A 17,420-nucleotide genomic window follows, 5' to 3' on the forward strand; every position below is an offset into this window, starting at 1 on the left:
TACTTCAAATATGTAACCTACTAGGTGTATCTTTTACAATATTATGTACTAATACAAAATGTTTAGTGCTGTTTTATCCGTATCGGTAAATTCTCCATCTTCAGTAGTTCCAAAACATGCTTGCATGATAGAATCAGCATAAGCGGATGTAGGTGTTCCAGGAATCCAAATAGCAGGTGGTTCTGCTGGTAGAGGACCAGAGTAACCGCAGCTTTGACGATTATACCAATCTTGATGTCTAAGACCAATACAATGGCCAATTTCATGGCCTATTACATGTTCATTTACATTGGTTGTAAACGCATCTGTTCCAGAGTTGATTCTAACCCATTTATAAGGTTCTCCAAGTGTGTTCGGAAAACCAGCATTTCCGCCACCACTAGCTACATTAATTTTATAAACTACCATATCGGCGTTGTTGAAATCAGTACCAAAAGTAAGATTGAAATTTAAACTATTTGATAATGCATTATAATTGTTAACGGCCCAACGCAGTGCAGTTTGCATTTTAGAAGTCAATGCAAAATTCCCTCCAGTATATCCCAATATATCAATATCCCTATAATTAGGAGAGACCAAATTAGTATCTCTATATTGTTTATTGTCACCATTTAAAGATTTTAAATCTGAATAAGATGTAAGCTTATCTATAGGAATCGTAATATCTCCGGATATTAAATAAGTGCGGGTTTTGCCATCTAAGGTGGTGATTTTTTGAATAGTAACATCATCGATATTTACACCCATATTAAATAACTTGGTGAGCTGTTCTTTAGTTGGTTTCTTATGTGTTTCTTGGATTTCTTCATTAATTTCTTTTTTTTGACAGGAGAAGTTGGTTATAAGAACCATAAGACAAAGCATTAACAATGTGATTTTTTTCATCGTAGTGTATTTTAATTTCAGTTGATTAGTTTGAATTTTACGATAAGTTCTTGCAAAAGTGTTCCTTTAAACATCAAGTGCTCTATGAAAAATATTGTTGGGATAGTTGTATAATATTTGTGTGGTTTTATATCGTGCAAATATTTATTTTTCAAAACTACATTTTAGTAATATAATGAAAAAGGGGTATACAACCCAAGTTGTTGGGTGAATACCCTTTATATTATGTTAAGGAATGAAGTGGAAAGTAAAAATACTAATTATTCTACTTTAGTATAATTTTCGGATTGCGAATAATGACCAGTTTCATCAATTGTTATTTGTTGATAGGATTTTTTATCCATTACTAGTTCAAATCTAAAAACTTGAGTGGTGTCTACTATTTTCATCATTGGTCCAGATGCATATTCTAATCTTTCTTCAAGGATATTACCTTTAATTGAATATGTTCCATATCCAAACCATTCATTACTATCTGCTGGGTCATATCTAGTCCACATCACTTTTCCTTTACTATACATTTTTACCTGTCGGTATCCATTTGGATTTAATATGGTATCAGAGATTTCATTGTGATCATCATATAGAAATTGATGCTTTAGATCCCAAACACCTTCTAGGTTAAAATTATTGACATCAGAGGTGTTAGACGTATTGTAAATTGAATTTATGGAGAAAAAGCTGAAAATGATTAATAAGAAGGATTTCATGATGGAGTGATTTTATGAATTGAACATCAATAAGTTACAAAAAAAATATGATTTTGTTTTGTTTTAAAAAGGCTTTATAATTTCTTTAGGAGAGATTGTGAATAAGAATTTGATAACAAACATGAGAGGCCGATAAAAGTAAGGTTCTTAAAACTTAAATTTGAAGTAGAAAAATGGTGTATCTGTATTGTTTTATTCTTAATGTAAAATATGATAGAGTTCCAAAATAAGAATTTTATATGACTGAATATGTTTTGTTAACTGATGAGCAAACCTATTTTGTAGAATATCTAATAGGGGAGTTGGTCTTGTCTAATAGTATTAGTGAAGCAATGAAGTTTAATGATGAACATTTGGCTCTAAAGTTTAAAAAGATGTTGCATAGCTCTTGTAAATTGACTACAAGTGTTAATACATATATTGATTAAAATAGATTATCATAAAACAGTATTGTTTTATCAATGTGTGTTGAGAAGATAATTGATGTTTTAGGTTGTAATTGTACGAATGCAAATGAAAAAAGGGATATGTATCATATACATATCCCTTTTTTAAAATTTATTTTCTCTTCTTAGTTTGATGATAGCATTGCAAAGAACTTGTCTAGATTTGGTAATAATACAATTCTAGTACGTCTATTAATAGCCATATTCTCTTCTGTGTCATTTTCTACTAAAGGTTGATAGCTACTTCTTCCTGAGGCGATTAACTTAGATGGGTCAACATTATACTTCTTTTGTAATAATCTTGTGATAGAAGTTGCTCTTTTTACACTTAAGTCCCAGTTATCTTCTAATGCAGGTGTGCTAATCGTTCTTGGATCAGTGTGCCCTTCGATCATAACATCAAGACTTGGTTCAGAGTTAATAACTTGAGCTAATTTTTCTAAAATATCATTTGCTTTGTTACTAACACGATAGCTTCCGCTATTAAATAGCATTTTGTCAGAAATAGAAATCATCACAACAGTGTTATCAATGTCGATAGAAATATCCTCATCCTCTTTTAAACTATCGTCTAAAGAACTTTTTAGGTTATGAGAAACAGCTAAATTCATTGAATCTTCTAGAGTTCTTGCTCCTTGAAGTTTTTCTGGATCTACTTGAGATAATGTTTGTTTCATTTTTTCTTTAGTATTGTTAGAAATTACCGCAAGGTTATCTACCATTACCATTTTCTCATCATTAGAATCTCTTAATGAATTTATTTTTGCATTATAATCAGCTACTCTTGCTTCTATTTTAGCAAATTTAGATTCTAATTCTTCTTTTTCAACTGTTGTTTTCTGTAATGTACTACGAGTATTATTTAGATCCTCTTCTAGAGCTAAATACTTCTTTTTCGAAACGCAAGATGTGGTCATTAAAGCCCCCGATATTGCAATTAATGTGAATACTTTTTTCATGGTTATTTAATTAATCTTTTATACTTACCTAAAACTACTTGTTCTTAGTTTTATTATAATTTTACCTACTAAACTTTTCACATTGAATTCTTAAAAATTGTTAAAAAAAATTGCTAAAATTAGTATACCGTATTATTTTTACGGTAAATTTATCACCGAATTATTTGTAATAAATTGAATTACAACGCTTTAGTTTTTCAGCCTGTTTGGCTAATAAATCTAATGTTTGGTTAATAAATAATTTTAGTTGTAACGAGACCATAAATAAATCGTCTTATAACAAACGAAACGCCCAGAATGAACTTTACTTTAGAATTTAAATTTTTGGAATTTCATGTTTTTGAATAGGGGAAAACTAACTTTATTAATAATATTATGTGTTACAATGCAAACAGTTGTCGCACAGAAATCGGGTATAGAAGATAACGTAGTACTACAGAATTATAAAAGGATAGTATTAGATGGAGGTATAACATATTTACCTATATATAAGGTGAATAGAAAAAAAGTTATACCCATTGTCAATACGGTGGATACGATTAGTAAAAAGGATATTAGCAAGATTTATAAAGAAGATTGGAGTACCACAGTATTCAATACGTACTGGAGGAATAAACAAAACAAACATCCTTTTTTATTACATTTCGCAGACTCAACCTTTTCTTCTCCAGTGGATCATAAAATGGTTGTCACTTCTAGATATGGATGGAGAAGGGGAAGGCCACATCAAGGAATAGATATTGACCTTAGGACTGGTGATAATGTAAAAACATTATTGAGGGGAAAAGTTAGATATGCTAGAAGACACGGAGGTCATGGTAAAACAGTAGTTATTAGACATGATAATGGTTTAGAGACAGTATATGCGCATCTTTCGAAATATTTGGTTAAGGAAAATGATATTGTAGAAAAAGGCCAGGTGATTGGTAAAGGTGGAGTATCAGGAAATGCTAGAGGTAGTCATTTACATTTAGAAGTAAGATATCATGGAAAAAGTATTCACCCAGAATATTTATTTGATTTTTCTCCGGATACAAAAATAAGATCAAATGATATAGTGGTTACTAAAAAGTGGATAACTCCAAGATCTCACCGTTCTACAAGACAAAGTAAGATTGTAGTTCAAACTAACATTGAAGAAACGTTAGATGAAATTAAAAATCCGACGAAAAGTATTTACATAGTAAAAAAGGGTGACACACTACACGGTATAGCCAGAAAACATGATACTAATGTTTCCGAAATATGTAAAATAAATGAAATAAGATATAATTCTGTTCTTAATGTAGGACAAGAAATAGTAATCTATTAGATATTAATTTTCTACGTACTTGTTTATCATCTCTAATAGGATGCTTTTGTCGTAAGGTTTTAGGATATAATCGTTTAAACCTGCTTGCATAATTTGTCTATTTAGTTGCGTAACATCAACCGCAGTTAACGCAATTATAGGCGTTTCGTTATCAAATTCTCTAATTCTTTTGGTAGTACCGATTCCATTTAGTTTTGGCATATTTATATCCATCAAAATGATATCATAAGTATGATCTTTAGCAAGTTCTATAGCATCAAAACCATTGTCAATAGTCGTACACTCAAAATTTTCTTTGGAGAGTATTTTATCTGCAACTAATAGATTAAGTTTATTATCATCAACAATTAATGCTTTTTGCTTATTGTTATTTGCGTCTGGATTAGCTCCCTTGTTATTTTGGTTAATTGCTTCCAAATTTAATACAAAAGCATACTCGGAACCGGCTTGAGAATTATTTTGCAAAATGATTTCTCCGCCTATTGATTTAGCAAGTCTCTTTACTATTGTCGAATTTATTCCTGTTCCTAGATAGGACTTTTTTACCTTTTCTATATCTATGAATTCTTGATAGATAGATTTTTCATCTTCTTCAGATACTTCGTTTCCATCATGTTTAATCTTAAAGGATATATTATTAAGTTTACCTTTTTTATTGATCAAATGAACCGAAAACACTATGTTTCCATTTTTAGTAAATCGCAAAGCGTTACTAATTAGATTCATTAATATCTGCGATAAGATAGCTGGATTTCCATGTAATTTTTCTGGAATGTCATTATCAAAATCTAAATCCAAAGTATTACCACTGTTTTCTGTAGCATAACCAAAAGAGTGTATAATATTCTGAGTAAGTTCACGTAGATTAATTGGTCTTTTATCGGTAATAATTGTATCAGACTCCAGAATATTTACCTGTAAAACATTATTAATAAGAGTCAATAAATAATCACCAGAAAATTTTAAAGACTTAAGATTCTTATTATGTTCCAATTCTGGATGTTCATTATACAAAATATTAGTCAAGCCCATAATTCCATAAAGAGGAGTTCTTAATTCTTGGCTAAGTGAAGATATAAACTCTTGATTTTTTTGTACTTTCTTTTCTGTAGAAGTCTGTAAAGAGCTTAGTTCTTGGTCCTTTTTTTTAAGGTTAGAAGCTAATAAATAGCATTTGTAACTTAAAAAAAGAACTAAGATGGATAATAAAGTCCAGATGGCATAAGAGATCATTGGTTGTTTTTATGACAAAATAAAAGATATCGGATTTATCTTACAAATTTAAAAAGGAGTTTTTTTCATAAAAGTGATTTTTTTATTGGTTTACTGAATATATTGATTGTTTGGTCGAGTTTTTGATAACTAATAATAAAAAAAAGTAAGGGAATGAGTATCTTTAACGACAATATCTGATAAAGGAGTGAGGAAGATGAAATCTACAGTTATATCGGTGTTATTATTATTATTTGTGAATTTAATGAGTTCACAAATTGAAAAGCCTTTATCATCTATAAAAATAGATGATAATAGTAGCACTTTAGGAACAAGTACATATAAACTTACTCCAGGTTTGACTAAACCCAAAAATAATTTTAGTTTATACAAAAGCCCGAAAGATTCTATAAGGTTTAATAGAACTCAAAAACCTTTTGATATGACTGGGGATAATGGTCTATTACAACCAAATTTTAAGGTAGTTCCTAAATGGTTCCAGAAGGATAAAGAAATAAAGGAAGAGTATAAGTCAGATCAGTATCTAGGAGATTTTAAAAGTAAATCAGAATTTGTTTATCTTATTTATCGAGATCATCAGTCAGTAGATGGTGATTTAGTCCGTATCTTTTTAAATGATGATGTAATCCGATCAAATGTTTATTTAAATAGTGTATTCGAAGGGTTTAAGATAGATCTTATTAAAGGTTTTAATAAGATTGATATAGAAGCTCTTAATCAAGGTACTTCTGGTCCCAATACGGCAGAGTTTCAGCTACACGATGATCAAGGTAATCTCATTACAGCTAACGAATGGAATTTGACTACTGGAGTAAAAGCAACTATAATAGTTGTTAAGGAGTGATTTTTCAACTACTATTTATAACTCAATCTTCTTTTTTTCTCTTTATGAATTCCTTTCTTAGGTTTTCATTATTTATTTACTCGAATATTTTTTCTACGTAACATTTCACTTTGTTTTTACAAACTTTGTGCATATTTAATTCATAGCTTTATTAATATTTTTTAATTTTTTGTGATTTTTTTGAAATACTACACACTAATGATAAAAAGAAACTCAATATGAGTAAAGAAGAAGAGTTTACTCGGATTATTAAAGAAAATGAAGGAGTTATTTTTAAAATAACCACAGTTTATACAGATCAATCCGAAGACCAACAAGATTTATATCAAGAAATAGTATATCAATTATGGAAGGCTTATGATTCTTTTAGAGGAGATGCTAAGGTAAGTACTTGGATGTATCGAGTGGCATTAAATACAGCGATTACAAGATTAAAAAAAGAAAAGAGAAAAGGAAATAGAGTAGGGATTGATCAAATAGTACTTAAACAAACGGAAAACTATAATACAGAGTTCGAAGAAAAATTAAAAATACTATATGCGCATATTAAAATGCTTAGTGATATAGAAAAAGGGCTCATTCTATTACTACTAGAAGGTAAGAAATATGAAGAAATTGCATTGATTACTGGATTGACTCCAACCAATGTGGGAACTAGAATATCTAGGATAAAACAAAAATTAAAAACTCAAATAGTTAAAAACGGCTAGTAAATGGAATTAGAAGAAATGCAACACGTATGGTCTGAGATAAGCGGGCAATTAGAAAAACAAAAAAAACTAACAGATAAAATGATTATGATGATGACACAAGAACAGTATAGAAAAAAATGGAATAGAATTGCTTACCCAGAAATATTTGGAACAATTATTTGTTTCGGTATGGCATTGTTAATTTTATTGAATATTAATACGTTAGAAACTTGGTATAATATGTTTTTTGGTATTTCATCTGCCATCATACTAATTATATTACCAATACTATCGTTAAGGTCTATTAATAAAATGAGTGGGATTAATTTCTATGAAAATAGTTATAGAGATACTTTAGTAAAGTACACTAAAAATAAAAAACAATTCCAATCACTTCAAAAAATATCCTATTACCTCAGTTTTTTACTAATCTTTTTCATTTTACCAGTTACTTCTAAAATTCTTGGAGGAAAAGATATGTTTACTGGTGTTAAAAACCTCTGGCCATTATTAATTTTTATACCTATGGGAATTACCTTTTTCGTGTTCTTTGCTAAATGGGTTAAAAAATGCTATGGAAAGAATATTAATGATGCAGAAGAAATATTAAAAGACTTACAATCAAATGAATAAATTGATTTTTGTATAGTGTAAATGGTATCTAAAATTAGATACCATTTGTTGTTTTTTGCTAAAATTTATTAATTTCGGTTTATGAAATCCACCCTTTCGAGTTGGAGAATTTAGAAAACCATATTAAAAATATAGCGAATACTAAGATCATAACTGGCATATATACTCTTTGACCTGATAGCTCTACAAAATCTTGTATAAAAAAATTATAGGTTTGTTGAGCTAATATTCCTAATAATGATACTATAAAAAGTACAATGGCAATTTTTTTTCTTATCAAAAGAGCAATGCAACCAAAAAGTCCAGAAAAAACTGCTATCGCAAATACAGAAGTTACCCAAGCCGGGATATTATTGTAAAAGTGTTGATCTGCTTCTGGCATCGCATTTAGTATTTCTTCTGTCATATATGCTTGACCTAAGTAAGCCATTACTCCCATAATATTCCATAAAAGTGCGATAATACTGATGACCCAAAACCATACGGGTAATTTGTTAGTAGTACTCATAATTAATTGATTATTAAGTTGTTTTGAGCTAACAATGTATGCAGAAACCTAGTCAAACGCAAATCTCACTAGGTTGTCAATTGTAAATTATTGTTCAATATATTAGAATTATAAAGATTGCTAGTTGTTTTGTATTTTTAAGAAATCTAACTAATTATTAATATTATGAATCTTCAAAAAAGATATAACAACATAGGTAAAAATTTCTTTTTTTTAATGTTTATTGTTCTGATTTTTATGGTGTTATCTTGTGGTAAGAAAGAGCCAGTATTTGATAAAAATTTTGTTCACTCTGTTTACATATGGCTTAATAATCCTGATAACCCTGAAGAAAGACAACTTTTTGAAAAATCTCTTATTAAATTCCTCAATACCTCAAAGTATGCCAAAACTAATTTTGTTGGTACTCCAGCAGGTACAGATCGAGAAGTAGTGGATAACACATATACGTATTCTATAATAGTTACTTTTTCATCAAAAGAAGAGCAAGACCTTTATCAAAAAGAAGAAGCTCATTTATTATTTATTAAAGAAGCTTCTTCCTTATGGAATAAGGTGCAGATATATGATACTATTGTTTTAGATTAATATTTTTTAATGATCATATTTATTATGGTTTTTGGTCAAGATAATTTTCCAATTTCCCGAGAGCATTATCCCAGAATTGTTCGTAGAATTTTAACCATTTATTAATCTCTATTAGTGGTTGTGTGTCTGCTTTACAATAACGTTCCCTTCCTTTTGAGTTGATTGTTACTAAACCTGCATTTTCAAGAGTTTTTAGATGTTTTGTAACACCTTGACGACTCATTTCGAATTGACTTGATATTTCAGTAATTGGCAGGGCAGTAGTCGCTATGACCAACGCATGAAATATTTCTCGTCTTGTGGGATCAGCAATTGCTTTAAGTATTTTGGTAATCTTATTCTGCATGTACTTCTTGTGTTATGTAGTTAAGTAAATCTTTAATACAGTTATCCCATCCACCATCGAAACTAGTAAACATTTCTACAGCAGTTTCTCCATCATAATTTGAAATGCCGGAATGTTCTAAAGAAAGTTTAGTACCACTAGCTATTTCTTCTAAACGCCACACTACAGTTGTTTCAACATCTGTGCCTTGTATTGTCCATGTATATATTAAGGTATAGGGCTTTGCTTCTTTAACAGTCCCAACTATAGGTTTACAGTTCTCTTTGTCAGGAGAGTGAAACGTATATTGATAACCAACTTCTGCTTTGAAATCTGCTGGAAGAAACCAAGTTGATATTTCCTCTTGTATGGATATGGCGTTCCATAATTTATCAATTGAGTGTGTGAAAATTTGTTCTTTGCTAATTACGTCTTTCATTTTGTAAAGTTTTAAGATTTTAATGATGCAACTAAAAGGTTGCTAATTTAATAAAATAAAACAAAAAAGCAACCTTTTAGTTGCATTATTTTTGCCTTTATATGTTTGAAAACAAGTTTGATAAACTAAAAAGGTAGTATATTATTTTTTTAGATTAACATTTATTACTAAATTGAAACTCCTCATAACTAAGTATATATTCCCCAATTTTTTAGTATTAAAGTATAAGAAATGATCCATTGATTCATATCTCTGGAGATATTCTAAATAAGTATGTTTTTTTCAATATACCCGATATTGGGTATGTTGTATATACTTGATATTATAGAAATTAGTAGTGTTGATTTTATATTGAATTATAAAACAGCTAAATAATTCCTATAACATGTGTTTTAAATTATATTATACATTAACATAGACTATCGTATGGCATTGATTTATGATCAAATAAATGGAGAACCAAAAACTCATGTATTAATTATAGGGGTTGGAGGATATCGTTATTTATCTGGAGGAGTTGAAGAAAAGGAACAGAACTACGAAAAAATTGGTCTTTTACGGCAGCTATCATCACCTCCAAAGTCTGCATTAGCTTTTCGAGATCATTTGTTAGAAATAGAAAATGATGTTCAGAAGGATTTAGTTAAACCTTTAGGAAGTATTGAGTTATTGATCTCACCATCACCAGATGACCCTAATCCTGGTAGCAATGATGAACAATTCGAAGCGGCAAATTTTGTAAATATCTCTAGAGCATATAATGATTGGAAACAACGCTGTGATATTAATGAGAATAATGTTGCTATATTCTTTTTTAGTGGTCATGGTGTAGAAAAAAAAGATCATTATTTATTAGCTGAAGATTTTGGGGCTAATTCTAATAACCCTTGGTTGATGGGTAGTTTCAGTTTTAATAAAACAAGAAACGCCTTTCATTCCTGTAAAGCATCTACTCAGTGCTTTTTTATAGATTCTTGTAGGAAAATCAATGCACAAATGCTTCAACAAGATTTACCAGACATACCTTTAGATATTCCATTGTTGACAACACCAGATTGTAAACATGATTTAACAATGAAAGCGGCCGCACACAATGAAGCAGCTTATGGACCAAAGAAGAAACCTTCTTTTTTTACTCAATCAATAATAAAGGCTTTGCAAGGATATGCAGCTGATAAAAGAGGTGCCGAATGGGTTGTGAATACTGGAGATATTGCTACGCAAATTCATAATATTCTTCGTACAGTTAAATCTACAGAAGGATATAAACAACGATGTATTTATGCGGCTAGTGATCCTGCTAGTTTGATTACTTTTAGTAAAGCACCACCCGCACATTTGTCTGTGGCCTGTGATCCAGTGGAAGCTACTAATGTGTCAAAACTAATTTGTACTGCTTTAGAAGGAGGAACTGAATTTACCGAAGAGCCTAAATCTGACTCTTGGAAATTGAATATGACCGCAGGAATTTACAAACTGCAGACGGAATCACAAAGTGATGAATTTAGTAATGGAGAAACATATGCCTTAGTTAGAGCAATAGCAAACGAAAAAATTAACTGTTCCCGAAATGAGTAATCTATCTATACATATAATAACACACGGGAATGATTCTTCTCGTATTCCAAAGAAAATCACTGTTTTGAATGCAAAATTGGAAGAACTTCATTCTTTTTGGATGAGTTATGATAATTCTACAACTCTTGAGGTAGTTCCAGGTGTTTATGGAGTAATATTAACACTTGCTTCTGGTAATAAAATCGAAAAAGCTGTAATGGTAAAAGCTGGTTCAACCGGAATCGTAAAATTTGATTTATCTGGTTTAAGCCCCAGTGAAACACAAGAATGGGCTTATTTATCTAAAAATTTATCTACACATAGTGACGAAGAAAAAGATTTAGTGGATAATGTTTATTTAGGGGCTTGGATTCGATTATGGAAAAAAGATAATGAAAATTGGAATGTAGTTGAGATTCCTATACAAGAATCTAGCTCTTGGAATGAAGAAGGAGTAAGTTACGAATTGGATGTAGAACAAAGTCAACAATTTTTGCAAGTTGGAGGTCCTAAAATTCCGTGGCGATTAATTGCATTGCCACCAAATAGTCATTTAATGTGTCTTATTAGACCAAATGAAGGTCCTGAAGGTATTGTACACCCGTTAGAAGTTACAGTTACTACTGATAACTGGCATGCAGAGACTATTTTGACCTTACTTAATCAAGATTCAAGGTCTAAAGCACAAGATTTGTATCAGAGTTCTGGTCTTAAATCATCTTCTGCTCAAGATTTGCTTTACGGAAAAATGACAGATCCCGCTGCTGCTGCAATAGGCGGGTATTATTTATTGAAAACAGAAGAATTAGATCGATTGCATAATTGGGCAGAAAATTTAGCTAATTGGATGCCGTGGATGTCTGATGGCTCTATTATTTGGGCATGGCAACTTATTAAAGAAGGCAGAAAAAGTGGAGAAATAAATATCGATGAAATTAGATTCCGATTTTTAGAAGCTACAAAAAGAGGGATACCATTATACACAGAAGGACTAAAATTATTGTGGAAAGGTTTAAAAATGTTATCCAATAAAGAAAATTTGGATCTTGAAATAGAAAAGGCGTTAGAATTGGTAGAGATGTATGCAGAAGCTGCAGACTGGACAACAACTACAACTACTTTTAACGGATTAGATCCTAAAAATCCGTTAAAAAAAACAAAAAAGGGAACTCCAAAAGATACCTCTCATATTGCCTATATATATGATGTTCCATTAAATGAATTGTTACAGGATACTGATTTTGATCCAGTAAATGATAATCTTGAAATATTCACTGATGATACAATTTCTCAGAAGTTATCAATAGAGTCTGATGGTCAGATCGTATCCAATGATGGAATAAAATTTAACTCCGTTTATAAGGCAGCAAAGGAACTTGGTTTAAAAGGAAATAATTCTGAAGTACGAAAAAAAATGGATAGTATACATATTAAATTCCCTAAAAAGGATTTTGATGATGAGATCAGAATGTATAGGATGGGAAAACGAAAAAGAAAACTTTAAAACGATGTTTAATATAAAATTTTTGCCGGCGAGATTCGGAGATTGTATCTGGATAACCTATGGTTCTGAAGATAATCCTAGTCGAATTCTCATTGATGGCGGTACTGGCGGCACAAGACATAGTATTAAAAAACTAGTCAATGAACTTCCAGAAGATCAAAAAAAACTGGAATTATTGGTGGTTACACATATTGATCGAGATCATATAGAAGGTATTCTTAGATTATTAGAAGAGGATCAATTACCTTTTCGGATAAGAGATTTTTGGTTTAATGGATGGAGCCATATAAATACTAATACTCAAGATGTAATAGAACATTTTGGGGCTGTCCAAGGGGAACGTCTTTCTTCGATGATATTAAAGCATAATTTGTCTTGGAATGGCGATTTTAATGGAAATACTATTAAAGTTGATCAAGGAGAGTTGCCAAAAATAACACTTCCAGGAGGTATGAAATTAACTATTCTATCACCTGCGCAGAAGCATTTATCAGAATTAAAAGGTAAATGGGAAGAGGAAGTAAGAGCAGCCAATTTAGATCCAGGATTTGGGTTAGAAGTTAACGATGAGGATGTCACAGAAGATGCTATTGAAAGTTTTGGAGATGGGTTTCCGGATGTTGATGAATTGGTAAAAGAAGACTTTGAAGAAGATACTTCAGCTGGGAACGGAAGTAGTATTGCCTTTTTAGCCGAATATGAAGGAAAGAAAGTATTGTTTTGCGGAGACGCATTTCCGAGTCAGTTACTAGAGGCACTAAATAAAATTGCTCCGGAAGAGAAAATTGATTTAGAATTATTTAAAATATCACATCATGCCAGTTCTCATAACACAAGTCCAGAATTATTAGATAAAGTAAATTGTAAGAATTTTGTGATTTCTACCAATGGTAGAATTTATAAACATCCAAAAAAGGTAACTATTGCCAGAATATTAAAATCTTCTGGAGAAAACACTCGACTAATATTTAATTATAAATCTAAAATAAACGAGATTTGGGATGAGAATTACTTAAAAAGTAAATATAATTACACTACAATATTTCCTACCCCAGAAGATGATATTGTAACGATTGATCTTTAATATAAACCACAATAAATAACACTTTTTAAATCAATTGATTATGAGTGATTGTACTAAGAAACCTGTAATAAATTGTCACACCCATATTTTTAGAGGAGAACATGTTCCTCCGTATTTAGCTAAAACCTTTGTTCCTTGGCCATTTAGTTATTTATTAAATACATCATTAATCCTTAAGCTGTTTAAAAATAGTATATCTAGTAATAATAAAAAATATCAGGATCCTTATATAGAAAAAAGACGTAACAGGATACTAAAAGCTATTAATTTAAGAAGAAACAAATTACTTTCAGGAGTATTATCATTGATCGGAATGATACTGACTATTCATGTGTTTTTTATAATATTTAAATGGCTATCACTTGTTTTTAATCCTGAACAAAATGAAATAATAGGGTATATTGTTAAACTCCAGACTTGGTTAACAGAGCATTACCTGTTGGTTCCAATAAAAAATGTATATCTGCAAGCTCTTCTTTCTTTCATACTATTTAGTTATTTCAAGAGTGGACGTAATTTCATTTGGTTTGTTCTAAGTAAGACTATCAAGTTTTTTGCTATTCTACCAGGAAAGATGACCAAAGATTTATTAGAAAGATATTTGTTATTAGGGAGATTTACTTTGTATAAAAATCAAAGTAAAATTTTTTCATCCATGAAAGAACAATATCCGCCTGGAACAAAATTTATTGTTCTACCAATGGATATGGAATATATGGGTGCTGGTAAACTAAAACCAGAAAACTCTTATCGAAATCAGATGCAAGAATTAGCGGATATAAAGGAAAATAGCACTAATAAAGATGCTTTTCTTCCATTTGTATTTGTCGAACCCAGAAGAATAAAAGACGAAAAAGATCATTTTAAATACGCTTTTAATAACGGCACAGTTACATTAGAGAATTGTTTTATCAAAGAATATATAGAGGATAAAAAATTTGATGGGTTTAAAATATACCCAGCATTGGGCTATTATCCTTTTGATGAGGAGTTATTACCACTTTGGAAATATGCAGCAGATAATCAACTTCCAATTATGACACATTGCATTAAGGGAACAATCTTTTACAGAGGAGCAAAGAAAAAGGAATGGGAGTCGCATCCAATCTTTAAAGAGATTGTAAACCTTAAAAATGAAATTTATGAACCTTTACTATTGCCACAACGCAAAAACAAGGATTTCTCTTTAAATTTTACACATCCTATGAATTACTTAGTGTTGCTTAAAGAAGAATTATTAAGAATTTTGGTAAGCCAATGTAGACAGGATATAAGAGATTTATTTGGGTTTACTGACTTAAATACAGAATTGAAATATAATTTATCTAATCTTAAAATTTGTTTTGCTCATTTTGGTGGAGAAGATCAGTGGAATAAGTATTTAGAACTAGATCGATATGGATACAGTAATGAATTAATAAAAGAACCAGATTTTGGAATAGATTTTTTATACACCGCTAATCAAAAATTTAGTTGGAGAAAACTTCAAGATTGCTGGAAATATGTTGACTGGTATTCTATCATTTGTAGTATGATGTTGCAACATGATAATGTATATGCTGATATTAGTTATATACTGCATGATGATCAAATTTTTCCATTGTTAAGGCAAACTATTAATAATCCTAAATTAGGTGATAAAGTTTTATTTGGGACCGATTTCTATGTGGTTAGAAATCATTCTGCAGAAAAGAATTTGGTGGCTACTACAACTGGTAACCTTACTGTAGAAGAATTTGATAGTATTGCACGTGATAATCCAGCGGTCTTTTTATCTAAGTTTTAATCACAATTATTAGTGGAGTACCATTTGGCTATTGTATTTTCTGCAGGTTTATATCTTGGAGAGAAATCAAGATCAGTGGCGGCATTTTCTTTTTTTGATTGGGTGTTCCATTGCCAAATGTACGTGCCAGCAAACCATTTTTTATTCCACAATTCTTGATATAACACTTCGAAAGCTATTTGCTGGGTTTTATCAGATTTCTGTTTAGATAATATACTCAGTGCAGAACCCCATTCCCAAGGTCTGATGGTTCCTGAAGCTTCACTTTTATATCCTACTTCTGTAAATAAGATGGGTTTATTATGATTTATGGATAATGATTCTAGCATATCAATATGTGTTTTCCAACCATTCCTAACAATATTAATTTCTGGGTTTGGTTTTTGGGTTAAAGGAAAATATGCCTGAATGCCTATATAATCCATATCATTCCAAAAATCAATAAACTCATATTCTCCATCCCAATTTGCAGCATATGTCAATTTTCCTTTATAAATAGCTTTAATTTCTTTAACCAATAAATTCCATTTTTTTGGTTGAGCTTTTAACGAGCTTTTTAATTCAGTTCCAATACAAAAAAGTTCAACATTCATTAATGCTGCCATTTCCGCATAATGTATCATATTGGCACGATAAGAGTCAAACCAGGTATCCCAATCGGATTCATTCGTATGTGTAATATTTGATCTCCATCCATTAGATAACCACAGGTGTGGTTTAAGCATGATATGGATGTTTTTTTTCTTTAGCTCTTTAATTGTTTTAATATGCAAACTATCTCTTCGCGACCATTGACCAATTTCTTTAGGAACTCGCATTGTTAATGTTTGTTCATTCTCTTGATCTAAGAATGGAACAATAGCAACCCATTCTATGTTAGATTTAACTAAATCATCGATTGCTTTAGTATGATCATTATCATAATTCCAACCAAAAACATTCATTCCACGATGTTTTCCATCTATTTTATATAAATCTTTAGATATACCACTATTGTTTTCTACCGTAGGAATCCAGTTATATTGGAAGTTTTCATAGCTGTTTTTAATAACAATAAATTTATAAATACCAAATAATACGATAGCAGGAGTAAAGAGTCTTAGTGACAGTTGTTTCGCCATTAATTTGAAACCTTTTTTTCTCTGTACTCTAATGAAGTACCTGAAGATTAAAAAACAACAATAAATTATAATAAATAAAACATGAATGGCTTTAAGAAAATTAGTTCTTTCTAATGCTTCAAAAAAATACTTAAAAGAATCTATAAAAGTAACATCAGCAATTACGATAGCACCTATGACAAAAAGAATTAGACTTAATATCCAATTACATATATACACTCTAAGTATAGTAAATAGTTCTTTTTTCATTATTAGTTTATAATCTATTGTATAAGAAGAATAATTAATGATTGTGTTACATAGAATTTTAGCTCAATATCCTTTTTTTCTTATAAATAAAGCACAAACTTTTCTTAAAATGAATATGTAATAAACAAATTTGGATTTTAGCTAAAGAGAAGTATGCATTGCAATCTATTTCATATATCTTTGTAGAACACATGAGGTTTTTAACCATAATATTATCTTTTTTCTTGCTAGCTATGACAATAGCACCGTGTTCTGATTCTTTTAATGCAGAGCATCAAGATGAATTGTCAATAACTGATAAGAATCATAATCACTCCGATGATACAGATGATTCTTGTGCTTCCCTATGTATCTGTACTTGTTGTGGACTCTCCATTACCTATGAATTAATAAAACCATTTGACATAGAGGTTAAAAGTACAATCATATCAAAAGATGATTTCACAGATCAACCAGAGTACAATTTCTTTTATCTTCCTAATATTTGGCAACCGCCTCAATTTATTTGATGAATATAATATTGGCTTTCACAGAATAAAAGTGGA

At 30.4% G+C, this 17,420-nt stretch carries 19 protein-coding genes; 11 read left to right on the forward strand and 8 right to left on the reverse strand.

The genetic code is table 11. The annotated features are described in order from the left end of the window. Window positions 1–48: 48 nt before the first annotated feature. Window positions 49–885: a M57 family metalloprotease gene (locus J8L88_RS04140; protein ID WP_027391593.1), complete on the reverse strand. Its 837-nt coding sequence runs from the start codon at window positions 883–885 to the stop codon at window positions 49–51. Between the two features lie 260 nt (window positions 886–1,145). Then, a complete protein-coding gene (locus J8L88_RS04145) occupies window positions 1,146–1,595 on the reverse strand; it encodes a hypothetical protein (protein ID WP_118386115.1) in 450 nt (149 codons plus the stop codon). Window positions 1,596–1,834: 239 nt separating this feature from the next. Between J8L88_RS04145 and J8L88_RS04150 the strand changes: the two genes are divergently transcribed. Further along, complete coding sequence (locus tag J8L88_RS04150; RefSeq protein ID WP_027391591.1) at window positions 1,835–2,023, forward strand: hypothetical protein; 189 nt, start codon at window positions 1,835–1,837, stop codon at window positions 2,021–2,023. A 143-nt stretch (window positions 2,024–2,166) separates the two neighbouring features. Here the strand turns inward: J8L88_RS04150 and J8L88_RS04155 are convergent, their stop codons facing one another. Beyond that, on the reverse strand, window positions 2,167–3,000 hold the full coding sequence (locus J8L88_RS04155; RefSeq protein ID WP_027391590.1) for an OmpA family protein: 834 nt from the start codon (window positions 2,998–3,000) through the stop codon (window positions 2,167–2,169). A 385-nt stretch (window positions 3,001–3,385) separates the two neighbouring features. Between J8L88_RS04155 and J8L88_RS04160 the strand changes: the two genes are divergently transcribed. Then, window positions 3,386–4,312, forward strand: a complete 927-nt coding sequence (locus J8L88_RS04160) for a peptidoglycan DD-metalloendopeptidase family protein (protein ID WP_158594427.1) — start codon at window positions 3,386–3,388, stop codon at window positions 4,310–4,312. 3 nt (window positions 4,313–4,315) lie between these two features. Here J8L88_RS04160 and J8L88_RS04165 read toward each other — a convergent pair whose 3' ends face one another. Beyond that, entirely contained in the window at window positions 4,316–5,545 is a 1,230-nt protein-coding gene (locus J8L88_RS04165; protein WP_118386118.1) for a response regulator, read from the reverse strand. A 244-nt stretch (window positions 5,546–5,789) separates the two neighbouring features. Here J8L88_RS04165 and J8L88_RS04170 point away from each other — a divergent pair, with 244 nt between their 5' ends. The 3 genes from J8L88_RS04170 to J8L88_RS04180 all read left to right on the forward strand — a co-directional run bounded on the left by J8L88_RS04170 (window position 5,790) and on the right by J8L88_RS04180 (window position 7,714). Beyond that, window positions 5,790–6,389: a hypothetical protein gene (locus J8L88_RS04170; RefSeq protein WP_120650696.1), complete on the forward strand. Its 600-nt coding sequence runs from the start codon at window positions 5,790–5,792 to the stop codon at window positions 6,387–6,389. A gap of 218 nt (window positions 6,390–6,607) precedes the next feature. Further along, complete coding sequence (locus tag J8L88_RS04175; protein WP_211060033.1) at window positions 6,608–7,099, forward strand: RNA polymerase sigma factor; 492 nt, start codon at window positions 6,608–6,610, stop codon at window positions 7,097–7,099. A 3-nt stretch (window positions 7,100–7,102) separates the two neighbouring features. After that, complete coding sequence (locus J8L88_RS04180; RefSeq protein ID WP_027391587.1) at window positions 7,103–7,714, forward strand: hypothetical protein; 612 nt, start codon at window positions 7,103–7,105, stop codon at window positions 7,712–7,714. A 79-nt stretch (window positions 7,715–7,793) separates the two neighbouring features. On the opposite strand, the gene J8L88_RS04185 is transcribed toward J8L88_RS04180, so the two are convergent. Further along, entirely contained in the window at window positions 7,794–8,222 is a 429-nt protein-coding gene (locus tag J8L88_RS04185) for a hypothetical protein (protein WP_211060034.1), read from the reverse strand. Between the two features lie 165 nt (window positions 8,223–8,387). Between J8L88_RS04185 and J8L88_RS04190 the strand changes: the two genes are divergently transcribed. Then, window positions 8,388–8,810: a Dabb family protein gene (locus tag J8L88_RS04190; protein ID WP_245591176.1), complete on the forward strand. Its 423-nt coding sequence runs from the start codon at window positions 8,388–8,390 to the stop codon at window positions 8,808–8,810. A 22-nt stretch (window positions 8,811–8,832) separates the two neighbouring features. On the opposite strand, the gene J8L88_RS04195 is transcribed toward J8L88_RS04190, so the two are convergent. Both J8L88_RS04195 and J8L88_RS04200 read right to left on the reverse strand, forming a co-directional pair. Next, window positions 8,833–9,156, reverse strand: coding sequence for a helix-turn-helix transcriptional regulator (locus J8L88_RS04195; RefSeq protein ID WP_027391584.1), 324 nt, complete (start codon window positions 9,154–9,156; stop codon window positions 8,833–8,835). Continuing rightward, window positions 9,146–9,574, reverse strand: coding sequence for an SRPBCC domain-containing protein (locus J8L88_RS04200; RefSeq protein ID WP_027391583.1), 429 nt, complete (start codon window positions 9,572–9,574; stop codon window positions 9,146–9,148). Before J8L88_RS04200 ends, J8L88_RS04195 begins: the two co-directional genes overlap by 11 nt. A gap of 426 nt (window positions 9,575–10,000) precedes the next feature. On the opposite strand from J8L88_RS04200, the gene J8L88_RS04205 reads away from it, so the two are divergent. Genes J8L88_RS04205 through J8L88_RS04220 form a run of 4 tightly spaced genes read left to right on the forward strand, consistent with a single transcriptional unit; the run spans window position 10,001 to window position 15,505 of the window. Beyond that, on the forward strand, window positions 10,001–11,152 hold the full coding sequence (locus tag J8L88_RS04205) for a caspase family protein (RefSeq protein WP_027391582.1): 1,152 nt from the start codon (window positions 10,001–10,003) through the stop codon (window positions 11,150–11,152). Beyond that, window positions 11,145–12,635, forward strand: a complete 1,491-nt coding sequence (locus J8L88_RS04210) for a hypothetical protein (protein WP_211060035.1) — start codon at window positions 11,145–11,147, stop codon at window positions 12,633–12,635. Before J8L88_RS04205 ends, J8L88_RS04210 begins: the two co-directional genes overlap by 8 nt. Next, window positions 12,586–13,719 (forward strand): ComEC/Rec2 family competence protein, encoded by a 1,134-nt coding sequence (locus J8L88_RS04215; protein ID WP_211060036.1) that lies wholly within the window; start codon window positions 12,586–12,588, stop codon window positions 13,717–13,719. Before J8L88_RS04210 ends, J8L88_RS04215 begins: the two co-directional genes overlap by 50 nt. Before the next feature lie 40 nt (window positions 13,720–13,759). After that, window positions 13,760–15,505, forward strand: coding sequence for an amidohydrolase family protein (locus J8L88_RS04220; protein ID WP_211060037.1), 1,746 nt, complete (start codon window positions 13,760–13,762; stop codon window positions 15,503–15,505). Here J8L88_RS04220 and J8L88_RS04225 read toward each other — a convergent pair. After that, window positions 15,502–16,875, reverse strand: coding sequence for a hypothetical protein (locus tag J8L88_RS04225; protein ID WP_118386123.1), 1,374 nt, complete (start codon window positions 16,873–16,875; stop codon window positions 15,502–15,504). The genes J8L88_RS04220 and J8L88_RS04225 overlap by 4 nt on opposite strands. A gap of 191 nt (window positions 16,876–17,066) precedes the next feature. Here J8L88_RS04225 and J8L88_RS04230 point away from each other — a divergent pair, with 191 nt between their 5' ends. After that, window positions 17,067–17,384, forward strand: coding sequence for a DUF6660 family protein (locus tag J8L88_RS04230; protein ID WP_211060038.1), 318 nt, complete (start codon window positions 17,067–17,069; stop codon window positions 17,382–17,384). Window positions 17,385–17,420: the final 36 nt, after the last annotated feature.

This window comes from Aquimarina sp. MMG015 (genome assembly GCF_018100855.1).
In the GTDB taxonomy this organism is placed as follows: Bacteria; Bacteroidota; Bacteroidia; order Flavobacteriales; family Flavobacteriaceae; genus Aquimarina; species Aquimarina latercula.

What these genes read in the sequence shown, in the direction of transcription:
- J8L88_RS04165 (WP_118386118.1), bottom strand. Translation starts at nt 5,545, where the DNA reads ATGATCTCTTATGCCATCTGGACTTTATTATCCATCTTAGTTCTTTTT.
- J8L88_RS04145 (WP_118386115.1), bottom strand. Translation starts at nt 1,595, where the DNA reads ATGAAATCCTTCTTATTAATCATTTTCAGCTTTTTCTCCATAAATTCA.
- J8L88_RS04225 (WP_118386123.1), bottom strand. Translation starts at nt 16,875, where the DNA reads ATGAAAAAAGAACTATTTACTATACTTAGAGTGTATATATGTAATTGG.
- J8L88_RS04205 (WP_027391582.1), top strand. Translation starts at nt 10,001, where the DNA reads ATGGCATTGATTTATGATCAAATAAATGGAGAACCAAAAACTCATGTA.
- J8L88_RS04215 (WP_211060036.1), top strand. Translation starts at nt 12,586, where the DNA reads ATGATGAGATCAGAATGTATAGGATGGGAAAACGAAAAAGAAAACTTT.
- J8L88_RS04170 (WP_120650696.1), top strand. Translation starts at nt 5,790, where the DNA reads ATGAGTTCACAAATTGAAAAGCCTTTATCATCTATAAAAATAGATGAT.
- J8L88_RS04150 (WP_027391591.1), top strand. Translation starts at nt 1,835, where the DNA reads ATGACTGAATATGTTTTGTTAACTGATGAGCAAACCTATTTTGTAGAA.
- J8L88_RS04175 (WP_211060033.1), top strand. Translation starts at nt 6,608, where the DNA reads ATGAGTAAAGAAGAAGAGTTTACTCGGATTATTAAAGAAAATGAAGGA.
- J8L88_RS04155 (WP_027391590.1), bottom strand. Translation starts at nt 3,000, where the DNA reads ATGAAAAAAGTATTCACATTAATTGCAATATCGGGGGCTTTAATGACC.
- J8L88_RS04220 (WP_211060037.1), top strand. Translation starts at nt 13,760, where the DNA reads ATGAGTGATTGTACTAAGAAACCTGTAATAAATTGTCACACCCATATT.
- J8L88_RS04195 (WP_027391584.1), bottom strand. Translation starts at nt 9,156, where the DNA reads ATGCAGAATAAGATTACCAAAATACTTAAAGCAATTGCTGATCCCACA.
- J8L88_RS04190 (WP_245591176.1), top strand. Translation starts at nt 8,388, where the DNA reads ATGAATCTTCAAAAAAGATATAACAACATAGGTAAAAATTTCTTTTTT.
- J8L88_RS04200 (WP_027391583.1), bottom strand. Translation starts at nt 9,574, where the DNA reads ATGAAAGACGTAATTAGCAAAGAACAAATTTTCACACACTCAATTGAT.
- J8L88_RS04140 (WP_027391593.1), bottom strand. Translation starts at nt 885, where the DNA reads ATGAAAAAAATCACATTGTTAATGCTTTGTCTTATGGTTCTTATAACC.
- J8L88_RS04180 (WP_027391587.1), top strand. Translation starts at nt 7,103, where the DNA reads ATGGAATTAGAAGAAATGCAACACGTATGGTCTGAGATAAGCGGGCAA.
- J8L88_RS04185 (WP_211060034.1), bottom strand. Translation starts at nt 8,222, where the DNA reads ATGAGTACTACTAACAAATTACCCGTATGGTTTTGGGTCATCAGTATT.
- J8L88_RS04210 (WP_211060035.1), top strand. Translation starts at nt 11,145, where the DNA reads ATGAGTAATCTATCTATACATATAATAACACACGGGAATGATTCTTCT.
- J8L88_RS04230 (WP_211060038.1), top strand. Translation starts at nt 17,067, where the DNA reads ATGAGGTTTTTAACCATAATATTATCTTTTTTCTTGCTAGCTATGACA.
- J8L88_RS04160 (WP_158594427.1), top strand. Translation starts at nt 3,386, where the DNA reads ATGCAAACAGTTGTCGCACAGAAATCGGGTATAGAAGATAACGTAGTA.